This is a genomic window from Microbacterium sp. BH-3-3-3 (genome assembly GCF_001792815.1).
Classification (GTDB): Bacteria; Actinomycetota; Actinomycetes; order Actinomycetales; family Microbacteriaceae; genus Microbacterium.
Window position 1 is genome coordinate 2369408 of sequence record NZ_CP017674.1, and the last position, 16117, is coordinate 2385524.

13 protein-coding genes are annotated in these 16117 nt (G+C 71.5%); 6 read left to right on the forward strand and 7 right to left on the reverse strand.

Going from position 1 to position 16117, the window contains the following annotated elements; genetic code table 11:
• The first annotated feature begins 5 nt into the window (after positions 1 to 5).
• The 3 genes from BJP65_RS10935 to BJP65_RS10945 all read left to right on the forward strand — a co-directional run bounded on the left by BJP65_RS10935 (position 6) and on the right by BJP65_RS10945 (position 4762).
• Positions 6 to 2042, forward strand: a complete 2037-nt coding sequence (locus BJP65_RS10935; RefSeq protein ID WP_070409165.1) for a bifunctional rhamnulose-1-phosphate aldolase/short-chain dehydrogenase — start codon at positions 6 to 8, stop codon at positions 2040 to 2042.
• On the forward strand, positions 2039 to 3439 hold the full coding sequence (locus tag BJP65_RS10940; RefSeq protein WP_070409166.1) for a rhamnulokinase family protein: 1401 nt from the start codon (positions 2039 to 2041) through the stop codon (positions 3437 to 3439). The genes BJP65_RS10935 and BJP65_RS10940 overlap by 4 nt, the downstream gene beginning before the upstream one ends.
• A gap of 66 nt (positions 3440 to 3505) precedes the next feature.
• The gene (locus BJP65_RS10945) at positions 3506 to 4762 is read left to right on the forward strand and encodes an alpha-hydroxy acid oxidase (RefSeq protein ID WP_055940792.1); all 1257 of its coding nucleotides are present in this window, start codon (positions 3506 to 3508) and stop codon (positions 4760 to 4762) included.
• A gap of 182 nt (positions 4763 to 4944) precedes the next feature.
• On the opposite strand, the gene BJP65_RS10950 is transcribed toward BJP65_RS10945, so the two are convergent.
• Complete coding sequence (locus BJP65_RS10950; RefSeq protein ID WP_070409167.1) at positions 4945 to 5601, reverse strand: TetR/AcrR family transcriptional regulator; 657 nt, start codon at positions 5599 to 5601, stop codon at positions 4945 to 4947.
• A gap of 105 nt (positions 5602 to 5706) precedes the next feature.
• On the opposite strand from BJP65_RS10950, the gene BJP65_RS10955 reads away from it, so the two are divergent.
• Entirely contained in the window at positions 5707 to 6531 is an 825-nt protein-coding gene (locus tag BJP65_RS10955; protein ID WP_070409168.1) for a sugar phosphate isomerase/epimerase, read from the forward strand.
• A complete protein-coding gene (locus tag BJP65_RS10960; RefSeq protein WP_070409169.1) occupies positions 6528 to 7658 on the forward strand; it encodes a Gfo/Idh/MocA family protein in 1131 nt (376 codons plus the stop codon). The genes BJP65_RS10955 and BJP65_RS10960 overlap by 4 nt, the downstream gene beginning before the upstream one ends.
• Positions 7659 to 7800: 142 nt before the next feature.
• On the opposite strand, the gene BJP65_RS10965 is transcribed toward BJP65_RS10960, so the two are convergent.
• The 3 genes from BJP65_RS10965 to BJP65_RS10975 all read right to left on the reverse strand — a co-directional run bounded on the left by BJP65_RS10965 (position 7801) and on the right by BJP65_RS10975 (position 11428).
• The gene (locus tag BJP65_RS10965) at positions 7801 to 9429 is read right to left on the reverse strand and encodes a DHA2 family efflux MFS transporter permease subunit (RefSeq protein ID WP_070409170.1); all 1629 of its coding nucleotides are present in this window, start codon (positions 9427 to 9429) and stop codon (positions 7801 to 7803) included.
• A gap of 143 nt (positions 9430 to 9572) precedes the next feature.
• On the reverse strand, positions 9573 to 10946 hold the full coding sequence (locus BJP65_RS10970) for an MFS transporter (protein ID WP_070409171.1): 1374 nt from the start codon (positions 10944 to 10946) through the stop codon (positions 9573 to 9575).
• Complete coding sequence (locus BJP65_RS10975; protein ID WP_070409172.1) at positions 10943 to 11428, reverse strand: MarR family winged helix-turn-helix transcriptional regulator; 486 nt, start codon at positions 11426 to 11428, stop codon at positions 10943 to 10945. The genes BJP65_RS10970 and BJP65_RS10975 overlap by 4 nt, the downstream gene beginning before the upstream one ends.
• 144 nt (positions 11429 to 11572) lie before the next feature.
• Here BJP65_RS10975 and BJP65_RS10980 point away from each other — a divergent pair, with 144 nt between their 5' ends.
• Positions 11573 to 12421, forward strand: coding sequence for an alpha/beta fold hydrolase (locus tag BJP65_RS10980; RefSeq protein WP_070409173.1), 849 nt, complete (start codon positions 11573 to 11575; stop codon positions 12419 to 12421).
• A 182-nt stretch (positions 12422 to 12603) separates the two neighbouring features.
• On the opposite strand, the gene BJP65_RS10985 is transcribed toward BJP65_RS10980, so the two are convergent.
• From BJP65_RS10985 to BJP65_RS10995, 3 genes are all read right to left on the reverse strand, one after another.
• Positions 12604 to 13608, reverse strand: a complete 1005-nt coding sequence (locus BJP65_RS10985) for a sugar phosphate isomerase/epimerase (protein WP_055940812.1) — start codon at positions 13606 to 13608, stop codon at positions 12604 to 12606.
• Between the two features lie 21 nt (positions 13609 to 13629).
• Positions 13630 to 14817, reverse strand: coding sequence for a Gfo/Idh/MocA family protein (locus BJP65_RS10990; RefSeq protein WP_070409964.1), 1188 nt, complete (start codon positions 14815 to 14817; stop codon positions 13630 to 13632).
• A gap of 101 nt (positions 14818 to 14918) precedes the next feature.
• Positions 14919 to 15968 (reverse strand): substrate-binding domain-containing protein, encoded by a 1050-nt coding sequence (locus BJP65_RS10995; protein ID WP_055832878.1) that lies wholly within the window; start codon positions 15966 to 15968, stop codon positions 14919 to 14921.
• Between the last annotated feature and the right edge of the window lie 149 nt (positions 15969 to 16117).

Below are 16117 nucleotides of genomic sequence, written 5' to 3' on the forward strand. Positions count from 1 at the left end.
CCGTCATGACCCGCTCCACCGCCGCCGACCTCGTCGCCCGCAGCAACCGCCTCGGCTCCGACCCGAAGGTCACCAACTACGCCGGCGGCAACACCTCCGCCAAGGGCACCGACATCGACCCCGTCACGGGTGAGCCGGTGGAGCTGCTGTGGGTCAAGGGCTCGGGGGGCGACCTCGGCACCCTGACCGAGAAGGGGCTGGCCGTGCTGCGGCTCGACCGCATGCGTGCGCTCGTCGAGGTGTACCCCGGCGTCGAGCGCGAAGACGAGATGGTCGCCGCCTTCGACTACTGCCTACACGGCAAGGGCGGGGCCGCGCCCTCGATCGACACCGCCATGCACGGACTCGTGGATGCCGCGCACGTCGACCACCTGCACCCCGACGCCGGCATCGCGATCGCCACCGCCGCCGACGGCGAGGAACTGACCACGCGGATCTTCGGCGACGCGGTCGTGTGGGTGCCGTGGCGTCGCCCGGGCTTCCAGCTCGGACTCGACATCGCGGCCATCAAGGCGAAGAACCCGCAGGCGATCGGCACGATCCTCGGCGGGCACGGCATCACGGCCTGGGGCGACACGTCGGAGGAGGCCGAGCGCAACAGCCTCTGGATCATCGACACCGCCCAGGCCTACATCGACCAGCACGGGGTCGCCGAACCGTTCGGCGGCGTGCGCGACGGCTTCTCGGCGCTCCCCGAGGTCGAACGACGCGCGAAGGCGGCAGCCCTGGCTCCGACCATCCGCGGTCTGGCCTCGACCGACAAGCCGATGGTCGGCCACTTCACCGATACCGACGTCGTGCTCGAGTTCCTGGCATCCGAGAAGGCTCCCGCCCTGGCCGCGCTCGGCACGAGCTGCCCCGACCACTTCCTGCGCACCAAGGTCAAGCCGCTGATCCTCGACGTGCCCGCCGACGCCTCCGTCGAGGACTCGATCGCGCGTCTGCGCGAGCTGCACGCCGCCTATCGCGCCGACTACCAGGGGTACTACGACGCCCACGCCGACGCCGACAGCCCCGCGATCCGCGGCGCCGACCCGCTCATCGTGCTCGTGCCGGGCGTGGGCATGTTCTCGTACGGCGCGAACAAGCAGACCGCGCGGGTGGCGGGCGAGTTCTACGTCAACGCCATCAACGTCATGCGCGGGGCCGAGGCCCTCTCGACGTACGCGCCGATCTCGGATGCCGAGAAGTTCCGCATCGAGTACTGGGCGCTGGAAGAGGCCAAGCTGCTGCGCGCACCCAAGCCCAAGACCCACCAGGGTCGCGTCGCGTTCGTCACGGGTGCGGCATCCGGGATCGGCAAGGCCATCGCGACCCGTCTGGCGGCCGAGGGTGCGTGCGTCGTCGTCGCCGACCTCGACCTCGAGAAGGCACGAGCGGTCGCCGCGGAACTCGGGTCGAGCGACGTCGCCATCGGCGTGGCGGCGAACGTGGCGGATGCCGAGGGCGTGCAGGCCGCGATCGACGCCACCGTGCTCGCCTTCGGCGGTGTCGACCTCGTCGTCAACAACGCCGGGCTGTCGCTGTCGAAGCCGCTGCTGGAGACCACCGAGAAGGACTGGGACCTGCAGCACGACGTCATGGCGAAGGGCTCGTTCCTCGTGTCGAAGGCGGCGGCGAGAGCCCTGATCGCGCAGGGGATGGGCGGCGACGTCATCTACATCTCGTCGAAGAACTCCGTGTTCGCCGGTCCCAACAACATCGCCTACTCGGCCACGAAGGCCGATCAGGCGCACCAGGTGCGCCTGCTCGCGGTCGAGCTCGGCGAGTACGGCGTGCGGGTCAACGGCATCAATCCCGACGGCGTCGTGCGCGGCTCCGGAATCTTCGCCGCGGGCTGGGGCGCCAACCGCGCCGCGACCTACGGCGTCGACGAGAAGGATCTCGGGCAGTTCTACGCCAACCGCACGATCCTCAAGCGCGAGGTCGTTCCCGAGAACGTCGCCGACGCGGTGTACGTGCTCACCGGCCCCGAGCTCACGCGCACGACCGGACTGCACGTTCCGGTCGACTCCGGCGTCGCCGCGGCGTTCCTGCGATGAGTCGTACCCGCGCGGTCGCGGCCGTCGACCTCGGCGCCACCAGTGGCCGCGTGATGATCGGCCGCGTCGGCGAGGGCACTCTCGCACTCGAGCAGGTCGCCCGCTTCGCCAACGGTCCGGTGCCGCGCGCCGACGGCTGGCACTGGGACATCGACGCGCTCTGGGAGCACGTGCGCGCGGGGCTCGCCGAGGCGCTGCGCCGCGAACCCGCGATCGAGAGCATCGGCATCGATTCGTGGGCGGTCGACTACGGGCTGCTCCGCGACGGCGAACTGCTCGCCGAGCCGTTCCACTACCGCGACGAGCGCACGGCGCGCGGCGTCGACCTCGTGCACGCCACGGTGCCGTTCGACGAGCTGTACCGCCGCGCCGGCCTGCAGTTCCTGCCCTTTAACACCGTGTACCAGTACGCCGCCGACGCGCGTCTCGCCGAGGCCGAGACGAGCCTGCTCGTCCCCGACCTGCTCGCCCACCGGCTGACCGGGCGCGCCGTCGCCGAGCGCACGAACGCCTCGACCACGGGACTGCTCGACGTGCACACGGGGGAGTGGGACACCGCGCTCGCCGAGGCTCTCGGCATCCCGGTGCGCGTGCTGCCGCCGCTCGTCGATCCGGGCGACACGATCGGCACGACCTCCAACGCCCTGGGCGCGCGGCCCGTGATCGCCGTCGGGTCGCACGACACGGCCTCGGCCATCGTGGCGGTGCCGCTGTCGAGCCCGAACGCGGCCTACATCTCGTGCGGCACGTGGGGCCTGGTGGGCCTGGAGCTCGACGCCCCGATCGTGACGGATGCCGCCCGCGCGGCGAACTTCACCAACGAGGGCGGGGTCGACGGGCGCGTGCGGTTCCTGCACAACGTCACCGGACTCTGGCTGCTGAGCGAGACGGTGCGCGCGTGGTCGGAGGCCGACGGTGCTCCCGTCGATCTGCCGTCGCTGCTGGAGGCCGCGGCGGGGGCCCCGGAGCCCCCGCACCTGTTCGACGCGAACGACCCGTCGTTGGCCGCCCCCGGCGACATGCCGACGCGCATCGCGGCCCTACTCGGCGGCGAGGTCCCGGGCATCGAGGGGCGACCGGCCTTCGCGCGGGCGATCGTCGAGAGCATCGCCGAGGCCTTCGCGGCGGCGCTGCGCATCGCGGGAGATCTCGCCGATCGGCGCATCGACGTCGTGCACCTGGTCGGGGGTGGGGCGATGAACGCCCTGCTGTGCCAGGCCACGGCCGACCGCTCGGGACGCGTCGTGCTGGCGGGGCCGGTAGAGGCGACCGCCCTCGGCAACGTGCTCGTGCAGGCCCGAGCGCTCGGTGTCTTCGGCCGCCGCGCCTCTCTCGAAGACCTGCGTGCGCGGGTGGCCGAGGCCTTCCCGCCGCGGCGTTTCGATCCGCGTTCCTGACCCCCCTCCCGGCGACGTCCGGTTGGCCCTAGTATGTGGTCAGACCACACGAAGGAGAGCATTCCCATGGTTCAGCGTCAGCTGCCGAAGGTCGGCGAGCTCCTCGAGCTCATGCAGTTCAAGAAGCCCGAGCTCGATGCGCGCAAACGGCGTCTCGACGCGGCGCTGACGATCGACGACCTGCGCTCGATCGCGAAGCGGCGCACGCCCAAGGCGGCCTTCGACTACACCGACGGGGCGGCCGAGGGCGAGCTCTCGCTCGACCGCGCGCGCCGCGCCTTCGAAGACGTGGAGTTCCACCCCGACATCCTGCGCCCGGCCGCGCACGTCGACACCTCGTGCCAGATCCTCGGCGGCCCGTCCGCTCTGCCGTTCGGCATCGCCCCCACCGGCTTCACGCGTCTCATGCAGACCGAGGGCGAGACGGCCGGTGCGTCCGCGGCGGCGGCGGCCGGCATCCCCTTCACTCTGTCGACGCTCGGCACGACCTCGATCGAGGGTGTCAAAGCGGCCAACCCCGTCGGGCGTAACTGGTTCCAGCTGTACGTCATGAAAGACCGCGCCATCTCGTACGGCCTCGTCGAGCGGGCCGCTGCGGCGGGCTTCGACACGCTGCAGTTCACCGTCGACACCCCGATCGCCGGCGCCCGCCTGCGCGACAAGCGCAACGGGTTCTCGATCCCCCCGCAGCTGACGGTGGGCACGATCGTCAACGCCATTCCGCGGCCGTGGTGGTGGGTCGACTTCCTGACCACCCCCAAGCTGGAGTTCGCCTCGCTCAGCACCACCGGCGGCACCGTCGGCGAGCTGCTGAACGCGGCCATGGACCCGACCATCAGCTACGACGACCTCGACATCATCCGCGCCATGTGGCCGGGCAAGCTCGTGGTCAAGGGCGTGCAGAACGTCACCGACGCCGCCCGCCTGGTCGACCTGGGCGTCGACGGCATCGTGCTGTCGAACCACGGTGGACGCCAGCTCGACCGCGCGCCCATCCCCTTCCGCCTGCTGCCGCAGGTTGTGCGCGAGGTGGGCAAGGACGCCACGGTCATGGTCGACACCGGCATCATGAACGGCGCCGACATCGTGGCATCCATCGCCCTGGGCGCGAAGTTCACGCTCATCGGGCGCGCGTACCTGTACGGCCTCATGGCCGGGGGGCGCCAGGGCGTCGATCGCACGATCGAGATCCTGCGCAGCGAGATCGAGCGCACGATGACGCTGCTCGGCGTCTCGTCGCTCGACGAGCTCGAGCCGCGTCACGTCACGCAGCTCACGCGCCTGGTGCCCGTCGCCGGTCAGGGGACCGACGCGCGGGTGTGATCCGCGCGGGCGCGACCCGCGCGGCGGCGTGCACGGGATCCGTGATGCGCGCATCCTCCGCGCGATGCGTGCGGATGCGGCTGAGGTCGGGCGTATCGCTGAGGTCGTGTCCGGCGCGGCCCCGCGCCGTATACGCGGAGTCGATGTCGATGGCGGACCGTGCGCAGACCCGCGGGCCCGGGTCAGCGGGCGGGCGCCAACAGGCCGCCCAGCGCCCCGAGCACGTCGGCCAGGGGCATCGACGGCTCGAGCAGCCACTGCACCTGCAGGCCGTCGGAGGCGGCGATGAGCAGGGCGGCGACCTGGTCGGGGTCGAGGTCGGCGCGCACGAGTCCCTCGGCCTGTTCGCTGCGGAGGCGCGCGGCGAGCTCTCCGCGCAGGCGCGCGAAGCGCTCGGTGAAGTAGGCGCGGGCCGTCGCGCTGTCGTCCTTCAGTGAGGCGGCGACGAGCGTGGTGTACAGCTCGACGAGGCCGGGCACCGAGGTGTTGTGGGCGGCGGCGTCGGTGAGCGACGACAGCGCGGTGGCGTCGGGTGCCGGGGGAGTCTGCCGGTTGGCGTGGTCGTACACGGCGACGAGCAGTTGCTCGCGCGAGTCGAAGTAGTGCAGCAGGGCCGCGTGCGAGACGCCCAGGGCGCGCGCGATGCTGCGCAGCGACGCCCCCTCGGCGCCGCGTTCGGCGAAGACGCCGATGGCGCGGTCGAGGATCTCCTGCCGCCGTGCGACGCCCTTCGAGTACGCGCCGGAGCGGCCGAGGCGATCGTCGGCGGCGTGGGCGGCGCCGTCGCCCGCCGGGTCGACCGGGTCGCCGGCGTCGGGGGTCTCGTCGTCGCGCCGCATCCCGTCAGTGTAGACCGCTGAAAAGTGACCACTGGATGGTTTAATGGTAGCGTTCCCACCGGCGCCGGACACCCGCGCCGTTCGACGACGAACAAGGAAGGCCCGATGTCGCTCCCCACCTCTTCCGTCCAGCTCTACACGCTGGTCGACGAATTCCGTGCCGATCCGGCTCGCTCGCTCGACCGCCTCGCCGCGATCGGCCTGCGCCACGTCGAGGCCTTCGACTTCGTGAGCCGCCCCGCCGAGATCCGCGCGGCTCTGGATGCCAGCGGGCTCACCGCCCCGACCGGGCACGCGCCCCTGCTGTCGACCGAGCTGTGGACTCCCCACGGTTCCATCCCCACGCCCGAGCCCGAGGCCGTGCTGGCGGCGGCGGCGACCCTGGGGCTGAGCACCGTGATCGACCCCTTCGTCGAGCCCGCGCGCTGGGCGACCGTCGACGGCGTCGCCGAGATCGCCGATCGTCTCAACGCCGTCGCCGATCTGGCGGCCGGCTACGGACTCACCGTGGGGTACCACAACCACGCGCAGGAGTTCCTCGTCGACATCGACGGCGCGAGCGCGCTCGAGTACGTCGTGGCCCACACCGACGAGCGCGTCGCCGTGGAGCTCGACCTGTTCTGGGCGCTCACCGGGGGCCAGGACGTGCCCGCCCTCGTGCAGCGTCTCGGTTCGCGTCTGCTCGCCGTGCACGTCAAGGACGGCTTCGTCCCGGCCGAGAACCCCTTCGCCCCCGACGTCGACCGTGCCGTCACCCGTCACCTCGACCAGCGCCGCCCGGGCGAGGGCGAGGTTCCGCTCGTCGAGGCGATGCGGGCGACGGATGCCGTGCGGTGGGCCGTCATCGAGTACGACCAGTCGCCCGGCGACGTGTTCGACGACATCGCCGCCAGCCACGCGTTCCTGCTCGAGAACGGCCTCGCGGTATGAGCGGCTCCGTGGGAGTCGGCATCATCGGAGCCGGCGTCATCAGTGACACCTACCTGAGCAACCTCACGGCGTTCCCCGACGTCGAGGTGCTCATCGTCGCCGACCTGGACCCGGAGCGCGCGCGGTCGCGCGCCGAGCAGTACGGCGTGCCCGCGTGGGGCACGGCCGACGACGTGCTCGCCCACCCGGACGTGCAGCTCGTCGTGAACCTCACCGTCCCGGCCGTGCACGTCGAGGTCTCGTCCGCCGCGATCGACGCGGGCAAACACGTGTGGACCGAGAAGCCGCTGGGGCTCGACCGCGAGAGCACCGCGCAGCTGCTCCGCGATGCCGAGGCTGCGGGGCTGCGCATCGGCTCCGCCCCCGACACCCTCCTGGGTCCGGGGTTCCAGTCGGCCAAGCGCGCCATCCTCGAGGGGGCGATCGGAGAACCCCTGTTCGCTCAGGCGTCGTTCCAGACGCAGGGGCCCGACCTCTGGCATCCGGGGCCGCAGTTCCTCTTCGCGCGCGGCGCGGGACCGCTGCTCGACATGGGGCCGTACTACGTCAGCGCGCTGGTCAGCCTGCTGGGACCGGTCGATCGGGTGGCCGCGGTCGGCACGCGACCGCGTCGGCAGCGCCGCATCCACACCGGGCCCGCCGCCGGCGACGTGTTCGACGTCGAGGTCGCCACCACCGTGCAGCTCATCGCCGCGTTCGAGGGCGGTCAGCAGGCGCAGGGGCAGTTCAGCTTCGACTCGGCGCTCGAGCGCGCGGGCGTGCTCGAGATCCACGGCACCGAGGGCACGCTGCTGCTGCCCGACCCGAACCACTTCGAGGGCGAAATCGCCCGCATCGAACCGCTCGGGGTGCTGCTCGACGACGACCGGCCGGAGCAGCCGCGGATCGCGGTGCCGCAGGAGGGCGTCGTCGTCGGGCGCGGGCTCGGGGTGCTCGACATGGTGCGGGCCATCGCCGAAGAACGCCCCCACGTGGCGACCGGCGAGCTGGGGCACCACGTCCTCGACGTGCTGCTCTCGGCCGAGGAGTCGGTGGCGGGAGCGGGCTTCGTGCCGGTGCGGAGCTCGCTGAGCGGGCCCGTGCCGGCGGTGCCGCGCGACTTCGACCCGTTCGCCCGCACCCTCTGAGTCGCACCCCGGCCGCCGACGGGCGGCCGGGGATGCTCGGCGGCAGAACGGCCGCCCGGATCCGAACGGGCCGCCGTGACCGGAACCGGGCCGACGAGTCCGCCCAGGCGGCGGAGTCGGGCACGATTCCGCTTGGGCGGTGTCAGGCGTCCGTCTTCCCCGCTTCGTGGACCGGCGCGCCTTCCGGACGCCGGCGGGAGCCGCCGGCGCCGAGCGCGAGCGTCGACGCCAGGCCCAGGGTGAGGAAGCCCGCGGCGGTGAACGCCGCCGCCCGGGTGCCGTCGCTGAAGGCGGCGCGCGCGTCGGCGGCGACGCCCTGGGTCTGGGGCGACTGGGCGAGACCGGCGATCGCGGCGCCGGCGCTGTCGACCACCTGCGACACGACCTGATCGCGCTGATCGGCGGGGAGTCCCCGCTGATCGAGCGACGAGGCGAGAACCCCGGCCGTCGTCGAGAACAGCACCGTGCCGAGGATCGCGACGCCCAGAGCGGCACCCAACTGCCGCGAGGTCGACTGCGTGCCCGACGCCTGTCCGCTGGCCGCGGGCGGAACCTCGGCGAGGACGACCCCGGTGAGCTGGGCGGTGGCCAGGCCGACCCCGAGTCCGTAGACGAACAGCAGCGGGATGAGCGGTCCCCACGTGGCATCCGGACCGATCGTGAGGGCGACGCCGGCGACGCCGACGATCTCGGCCAGCAGACCCGCGCGCACGACCCAGACCGGGGCGACCCGGCCGCTGAGCGCTCCGGCGACACCGCTCGCGACGAACGAGCCCACGGCCAGCGACAGCAGCAGCAGGCCGGTCTGCAGGGCGTCGAAGCCCACGACGAACTGCAGCCAGAGCGGGAGCGCCAGGATGATGCCGAACTCGCCCAGCGAGACCACGGCGGCGGCGATGTTGCCGTTGCGGAACGACGAGATGCGGAAGAGGGCGAACGCGAGCAGCGTGGATCGTCCCTGCCGCTGCCGGTGCAGGCCCCAGGCGATGAAGGCGGCGAGGGCGACGAGCGCGAGGGCGAAGGCGAGGGGAACGGGCGACAGGGCGAACGGCCAGGTCCACCCGCCGACCTGCGGCACCGTGTCGACCGTCCACCAGCCGTAGGTGCGCCCCTCGATCAGGCCGAAGACCAGGGGAGCCATGGTCAGCACCGACAGCAGGGCACCGACGCCGTCGATGCGCTCGGCGCGATCGCTGCGCGATTCGGCGACGGTGAGCAGCACGCCGATGACGATGATCACCCCGAGCGGGATGTTGATGCCGAACGCCCACCGCCACGAGAACGCGGTGGTCAGCCAGCCGCCGAGCAGGGGGCCGACGGCCGCCATTCCCCCGATGGTCGAGCCCCACACGGCGAAGGCGATTCCGCGCTCCCGCCCGCGGAAGGTGGCGTTGATGAGCGACAGGGTGGTGGGCAGGATCATCGCCCCGCCGATCCCCTGCACGAGGCGCGCGGCGATGAGTAGCTCGCCCGTGGGGGCGAACGAGGCGGCGATCGAGGCCGCGGCGAAGACGACGACGCCGACGAGCATCAGTCGGCGTCGCCCGAACCGATCGGCGAGGCTGCCGAACACGAGCAGGAGCGAGGCGAACACGAGGGTGTAGGCCTCTTGCACCCACTGCACCTCGGTCGACGAGATCCCCAGGTCCTCGACGATCGAGGGCACCGCGACATTGACGATCGTCGAGTCGACGATGATCAGCGAGACGGCGATGCTGATGAAGACGAGCCCCGCCCAGCGGCGCCCGGTGCGGTTCCCGACGGTGTCCATGCGACGAGTATATCGCTAGCTTTTCTAGCTATCTAGCCCGTTTCTCGCGCACGACCCATCGCGCCGGGTGCCGCCCGGCGGCGTGACCCCGGCCCCGTGACTCAGCCGCCGTGACCCAGCCGCTGCGTTTCCGGCCCCGTGACTCAGCCGCCGTGGCGCGGGCGCGACGTCAGGCGCGGCGTGCGATCCGCCGGCGGAAGCGGCAGCGGCGTCGTGCCGGCCACCTCGTCGCTGAAGTCCTCGGGCTCGGGCGTGATGGTGTGCAGGGGCTGCGTCTCATCCAGCGTGAGGCGGAAGCGCTTGGTCTCGTGCCGGTGCACGCGCCCCGAGGCGAGCGTCCAGACGACGCCGATGCCGCACGCGATCAGCGCGACGGCGGCGGCCAGGGCGATGGCCACGCGCGGGCCGTACTCGCTCGCGATCGCACCGACGATCGGGGCGCCCACCGGCGTGCCGCCGAGCAGGATCGCCATGTACAGCGCCAGCACGCGTCCGCGCAGCGCCGGATCGGTGGTCGTCTGCACGTAGCCGTTCGCCGTGGTCAGGGTGGTCACGACGGCGAAGCCGGTGAACACGAGCGTGGCCGCGTACGCGCCGTAGCTGGGGGCGAAGACCGAGAGGGTGGATGCCACGGCGAAGCCGCCGGCGCCCAGGATCACCACGCGCATCCGCGCGCGCTCGCGGCGGGCGGCCAGCAGGGCTCCGGCGAGGGAGCCGATGGCCACGAACGAGCTCAGCAACCCGAAGCCGTCGGCCCCGCGACCGAACTCGAGCGCCATGGTCGAGGCGAAGATCGGGAAGTTCATGCCGAACGCACCGAGCAGGAAGACCATCACGAACGTGACGATCAGGTCGGGGCGGCGCGCGACGTAGCGGAAGCCGTCGGCCAGACGCGCGGGTCCGCCACGACGGTGGTGCACCACGAGCTCGTGGGGGCGCATGAGCAGTAGCGCGGCGATCATTGCGAGGAACGTCACCGCGTTGACGAGGAACACCCATCCCGTGCCGACGACGACGATCATCACGCCGGCCACCGCGGGGCCGATGAGGCGGGCGGTGTTGAACGACGCGGCGTTGAGGGCCACCGCGTTCGAGGCGTTCTCCTGCGCGACGAGGTCGGACACGAACGCCTGGCGCGCGGGGTTGTCGAACGCGGTGACGACGCCGAGCGCCAGGGCGAAGCCGTACATCATCGGCAGGGTCATCAGGCCGGTGAGCAGCAGTGTCCCCAGCGCGAGGGCGAGCAGCAGCAGCGACGCCTGCGTGCACATGATGAGCTTGCGGCGATCGAAGCGGTCGGCCACCCAGCCGGTCACGCCCACCAGCAGCAGGGGCGGGGCGAACTGGAGTGCCATGGTGACGCCCATCGCGGCGGCGTCGTTGTCGGTCAGCTGCGTGAGCACGACCCAGTTCTGCGCCGTCGCCTGCATCCACGCGCCGACGTTGGAGACGAGGGCGCCGAAGAACCAGACGCGGTAGTTGAAGATCGACAGGGACCGGAACATCGACGTGCTCATCTCTCGGCCACCTTTCTCATGATCTCCGCGGCCTGGGCCAGCGTGCGACGGTCGTCGGGCGAGAGCCCCGCCAGGGCTTCTTCGAGCCAGGCGTCTCGGCGGCGTACGGTCTCGTCGACGACGGTGCGTCCGTCGTCGGTGAGGTCGATCGTGACCTTGCGCCGGTCGACCTCGTCGGGGGTGCGGGTGAGGTATCCCGCCTCTTCGAGCAGGGACACCGTGCGATTCATCGACGGGGCGGTGACGCGCTCACGGTCGGCGAGTTGGCCGAGGGTATGCGCTCCGTGCACGGTGAGGGCGGCGAGCACGGCGAACTGCCCGTCGCTCATGGTGTCGACGGCCCGCTGGGCCCGCAGGCGCCGGGCGAGCCGGAACGTCGCCATGCGCAGTTGCGATGCCGCGGCGCTGAGATCGTGCGAGGGCTCAGCGCCGCGGGCAGAAGTCAGGTCGTGAAGGGGGGATTCGTCGACGCTGTCATTCATATTCGTGATCGTTAGTCTAGCTCATTAGTCTTGCTAACGGTATGGCGGTCGCGTCACCCGGCCCGCCGGGAGCGTGTTCCGGCCCACCGATGGCGGGCGGACTCGGCCGGCCGGTCACCCTCACCCCGCCCCTAGACTCACCCCATGCCGGAGTTCGTCGACGCGTACGGGATCACGATCGTCTACGACGTGCACGTCGCCGAGACGCCGCGGGCGATCGTGCAGCTGCTGCACGGCGTCGGAGAGCACGCCGGTCGGTACGGCGCCCTGACCGAGGCCCTCGTCGCCGACGGGTACACCGTCTACGCCGACGACCACCGCGGGCACGGGCGCACCGGACTGCGCCAGTGGGACGGCGATCACCGCAAGCTCGGCCGGCTGGGGCCCGGCGGTCTCGGCGCCGCCCGCGACGCGGTCTGGACGCTGAGCCAGCGCATCCGCGAAGAGAACCCCGACCTGCCCCTGGTGCTGCTCGGGCATTCGTGGGGGTCGTTCCTCGCGCAGATGCTGGTGGATCGGCATCCGGATGCCTACGACGCGGTCGTGCTGAGCGGCTCGGCCCTGCGGTGGCCGGGGGCGCTGAACGCCGGCGACCTCAACGCTCCGTGGAAGCATCAGCGCGGGTCGGGCATGGAGTGGCTCTCGAGTGACGAGCAGGTGGGGCGCGACTTCGTCGCCGACCCGCTGACCAACTCGAAGCCCCTGCTCGCGCTCTTCGGGCCGATCGAGGCCGCGAAGCTGTTCGGCCGCCCGCGTCGCGATCTCGGCGTCGACCTTCCGCTGCTGCTCCTGGTGGGTCGAGACGACACCGTCGGCGGCCCGCGGAGCGTGCACCTGCTGGCCGACGCCTACCGCGATCGATCGGGACTCACCGACATCACGACGCTGGTCTACCCGGGCGCTCGCCACGAGATCTTCGCCGAGATCGATCAGGCGCACGTGCGCGCCGATCTGCTCGCCTGGCTCGACGCGCGCCTCCCCGCTCCCGCCTGACCGGGCGCGCGGGACCGGACGCCGAGATCACACGGCGTCGGCGCGATCACCCGTCGTGCCGTGGTGTCTCGACGACGGCGCGTGATCTTGCGAGGGGGAGGGGCCCGGGAACGACGGTGGGGCCGGACGCACCCCCCGCGCCCGGCCCCACGCCCCCCTGCTCCCGAATGCCCCCTCGGGTCTCAGCGCTGGCTGAACGCCGCGTCGAAGGCCTCACCCGACGGTTCGTACGACGACAGCCGTCGCACGAATCCGAGCGCTTCGGGTGCGCCGACGAGCCGGTCCATGCCGGCGTCCTCCCACTCGACCGACAGCGGTCCGTCGTAGCCGATCGCGTTCAGCATGCGGAACGCGTCTTCCCACGGCACGTCGCCGTGACCGGTCGAGATGAAGTCCCACCCGCGCCGCGGATCGGCCCACGGCAGGTGCGACGACAACCGGCCGTTCCGGCCGTTGGTCAGACGCTTCTTCGTGTCCTTGCAGTGCACGTGGATGATCTTGTCCTGGAAGTCCCACAGGAACGCGACCGGGTCGATGTCCTGCCACACCATGTGCGAGGGGTCCCAGTTCAGCCCGAATGCCTCGCGGTGGCCGATGGCCTCGAGCGCCCGCTTCGTCGTCCAGTAGTCGTATGCGATCTCGGACGGATGCACCTCGTGGGCGAAGCGCACGCCCACCTCGTCGAACACGTCGAGGATGGGGTTCCACCGGTCGGCGAAGTCCCGGTACCCGGCCTCGACCATCTCCTCGGTGGCCGGCGGGAACATCGCGACGTACTTCCAGATGCTCGACCCGGTGAAGCCGGTGACGGTCTTCACCCCCAGCTTGGATGCCAGGCGCGCGGTGTTCTTCAGCTCCTCGGCGGCGCGCTGACGCACGCCCTCGGGGTCGCCGTCGCCCCAGACGCGGTCCGACACGATGTCGCGGTGGCGCTGGTCGATGGGGTCGTCGCACACGACCTGGCCCTTGAGGTGGTTCGAGATCGTCCAGACCTTCAGGCCGTTGCGCTCGAGCACGTCGAGCTTGCCCTGCACGTAGGCGTCGTCGTCCCACCGCCACGGGTCGAGGTGGTCGCCCCAGCAGGCGATCTCGAGGCCGTCGTACCCCCACTCGCCGGCGAGGCGGGCCACCTCCTCGAAGGGCAGATCGGCCCACTGGCCGGTGAAGAGCGTGATCGGTCGCGTCATCGCGTCAGTCCTCTCGTCGATTCAGGATGCCGCGAACGCGCGGCTGTCGGAGGCGGGGGCGCTCGCCCGGTCCACGCCGGTCCAGACGCCGTCGGCGCCGGAGCTCTGCGCGACGGCGTCGAGCACCCGCTGCACGTGCAGGCCGTCGGCGAAGGAGGGGCGGGGATCGCGGCCGTCGGCGACGGCTTCGACGAAGTCCTTCGCCTGGTGCGTGAACCCGTGCTCGTACCCGAGCATGTGACCGGTCGGCCACCACGCCCCCATATAGGGGTGCTCGGGTTCGGTGACGAGGATGCGGCGGAAGCCCTGTTCGGAGGCCGGCAGGGTGGCGTCGTAGAACTGCAGCTCGTTGGGGCTCTCGAGGTCGAACGAGAGCGCGCCGTCGCTGCCCGAGATCTCGACGCGCAGGGCGTTCTTGCGGCCGAGGCGGAAGCGCGACGCCTCGAACGAGGCGAGGGCGCCGTTCTCGAGACGCCCGGTGAACAGGGCGAGGTCATCGACGGTGACGGGTCCGCGGTCCGCGCCCGCGGTGCCCGACAGTCCCGACGACGCGGCGAGCACCGGGCGCTCCGAGACGATCGTCTCGAGGACTCCCGCCACGCGGGTGAGGTGCTGACCGGTGATGTACTCGGTGAGGTCGACGGCGTGGGCGCCGATGTCGCCCAGGGAGCCGGAGCCGGCCCGGTCCTTCTGCAGGCGCCAGGTGAGCGGCGCGTCGGCGTCGCTGAGCCAGTCCTGCAGGTACTCGGCGCGCACCTGGCGGATCTCGCCCAGGCGACCCGCGGCGACGAGGTCGCGCGCGAAGGTGGTGGCCGGCAGGCGTCGGTAGGTGAACCCCACCATCGAACGGATGCCGCGGGTGGCGGCGTCGTCGGCGGCCGCGGCCATGCGGCGGGCTTCGTCGACGGTGTTGGCGAGGGGCTTCTCGCACAGGACGTGCTTTCCGGCAGCCAGGGCGGCGAGGGCGATCTCGGCGTGGGAGTCGCCCGGGGTGACGATGTCGACGACGTCGATGTCGGGGCGTTCGACGATCTCGCGCCAGTCGGTGGAGCTCTCGTTCCAGCCCCAGGTGTCGGCGGCATCCCGGGTGCGTGCGGCGTCGCGACCGACGAGCACGCTCATCTCGGGGGCGAGGGGGAGGTCGAAGAAGCGGGGTGCCACGCGCCACCCTTGGGAGTGCGCGGCACCCATGAATCCGGCGCCGATCATGGCGATGCGGAGGGGCGAGATCATGATCGCGGCCTTTCGATGGGGGAAGGGGAGGGGGGCGCCCGCGTCGGTCGCAGACGCCCCCGTGGTGGTTCGATCGATCAGGACTCGAACGACAGGTCGATGTACGAGTCCACGTTGTCCTTCGTCACCACCGGCGCGTCGAGCACGATGCGGTTGGGGACGCTCGGCGTGATCAGGTCGCCGGCGGTCTTGCCCTGCGCGATCAGGCGGGCCAGGGCGATGCCGTCGGCCGCCTGGGTCGAGGGATAGATCACCGTCGCCTGCAGCGGGGTGTCCCCGGCCTGGATGGCCTCCATGGCGTTGCGGCTGCCCGCGCCGCCGACCATGAAGAACTCGTCGCGACCGGCCGCCGTGATGGCGGCGAGGACGCCGATGCCCTGGTCGTCGTCGTGGTTCCAGATGGCGTCGATCTTCGGGTTGGCCGACAGCAGCTGCGAGGTCGAGGCCTCGCCACCGGCCACCGTGAAGTCGGCCGCGACGCGCGGGCCGACGTCGAGACCGCAGTCCGCCAGGGCGTCCTTGAACCCGGCCGAGCGGTCCTGCGTGAGCGGCAGCGAGTCGATGCCGGCGATCTCGGCGACGACGGCGTCGCTCTGGCCGCTCAGCTGCTCGCAGATGTAGGTGCCGGCGCTGACGCCCATGCCGTAGTTGTCGCCGAGCACGGTCGAGCGGGCGGCGAAGGGGCTCGAGAACTCCCGGTCGACGTTGACGACCGGGATGCCGGCCTCCATCGCGCGGGTGGCGACCTCGGTGAGGGCGGCTCCGTCGCTCGGCAGCAGCACGATGGCATCCACCTTGTTGTTGATGAAGGTCTCGACCGCGGCGATCTGCGCGTTCACGTCGTTGGTGCCCTCGGCGACCTGCAGGTCGACGTCGGGGAAGCTCTCGGCGGCGGCGAGCGCACCGGAGTTGATGGCGCCGAGCCAGCCGTGGTCGGCGGCGGGGCCCGAGAAGCCGATGGTGACGGTGTCACCGCTGGCGGCGTTCTCTTCGGTGGTGGTGCCCTGGTCGACGACGTTCTGGTTGTCGCCGCTCGAACCGGTGCAGCCGGCCAGCAGCCCGATGGCCGCGACGAAGGCGGTTCCCGTCAGGATGAGGCGGGAGCGCGAAGTCAGCTGTGAGCGCATGTCTTTCCTCCTTGAATGTGATGCGGCAGGTGCCAATGCGGCCCCGATCCGAGGAGGAGTCCACTTTGACGGGGCTCACGCTAGCAGAATGGTTCTTCGAATAGTCAACTTTTGTTTGAGCGTCGTCAAAAGCGAAATACGCGGGCCGA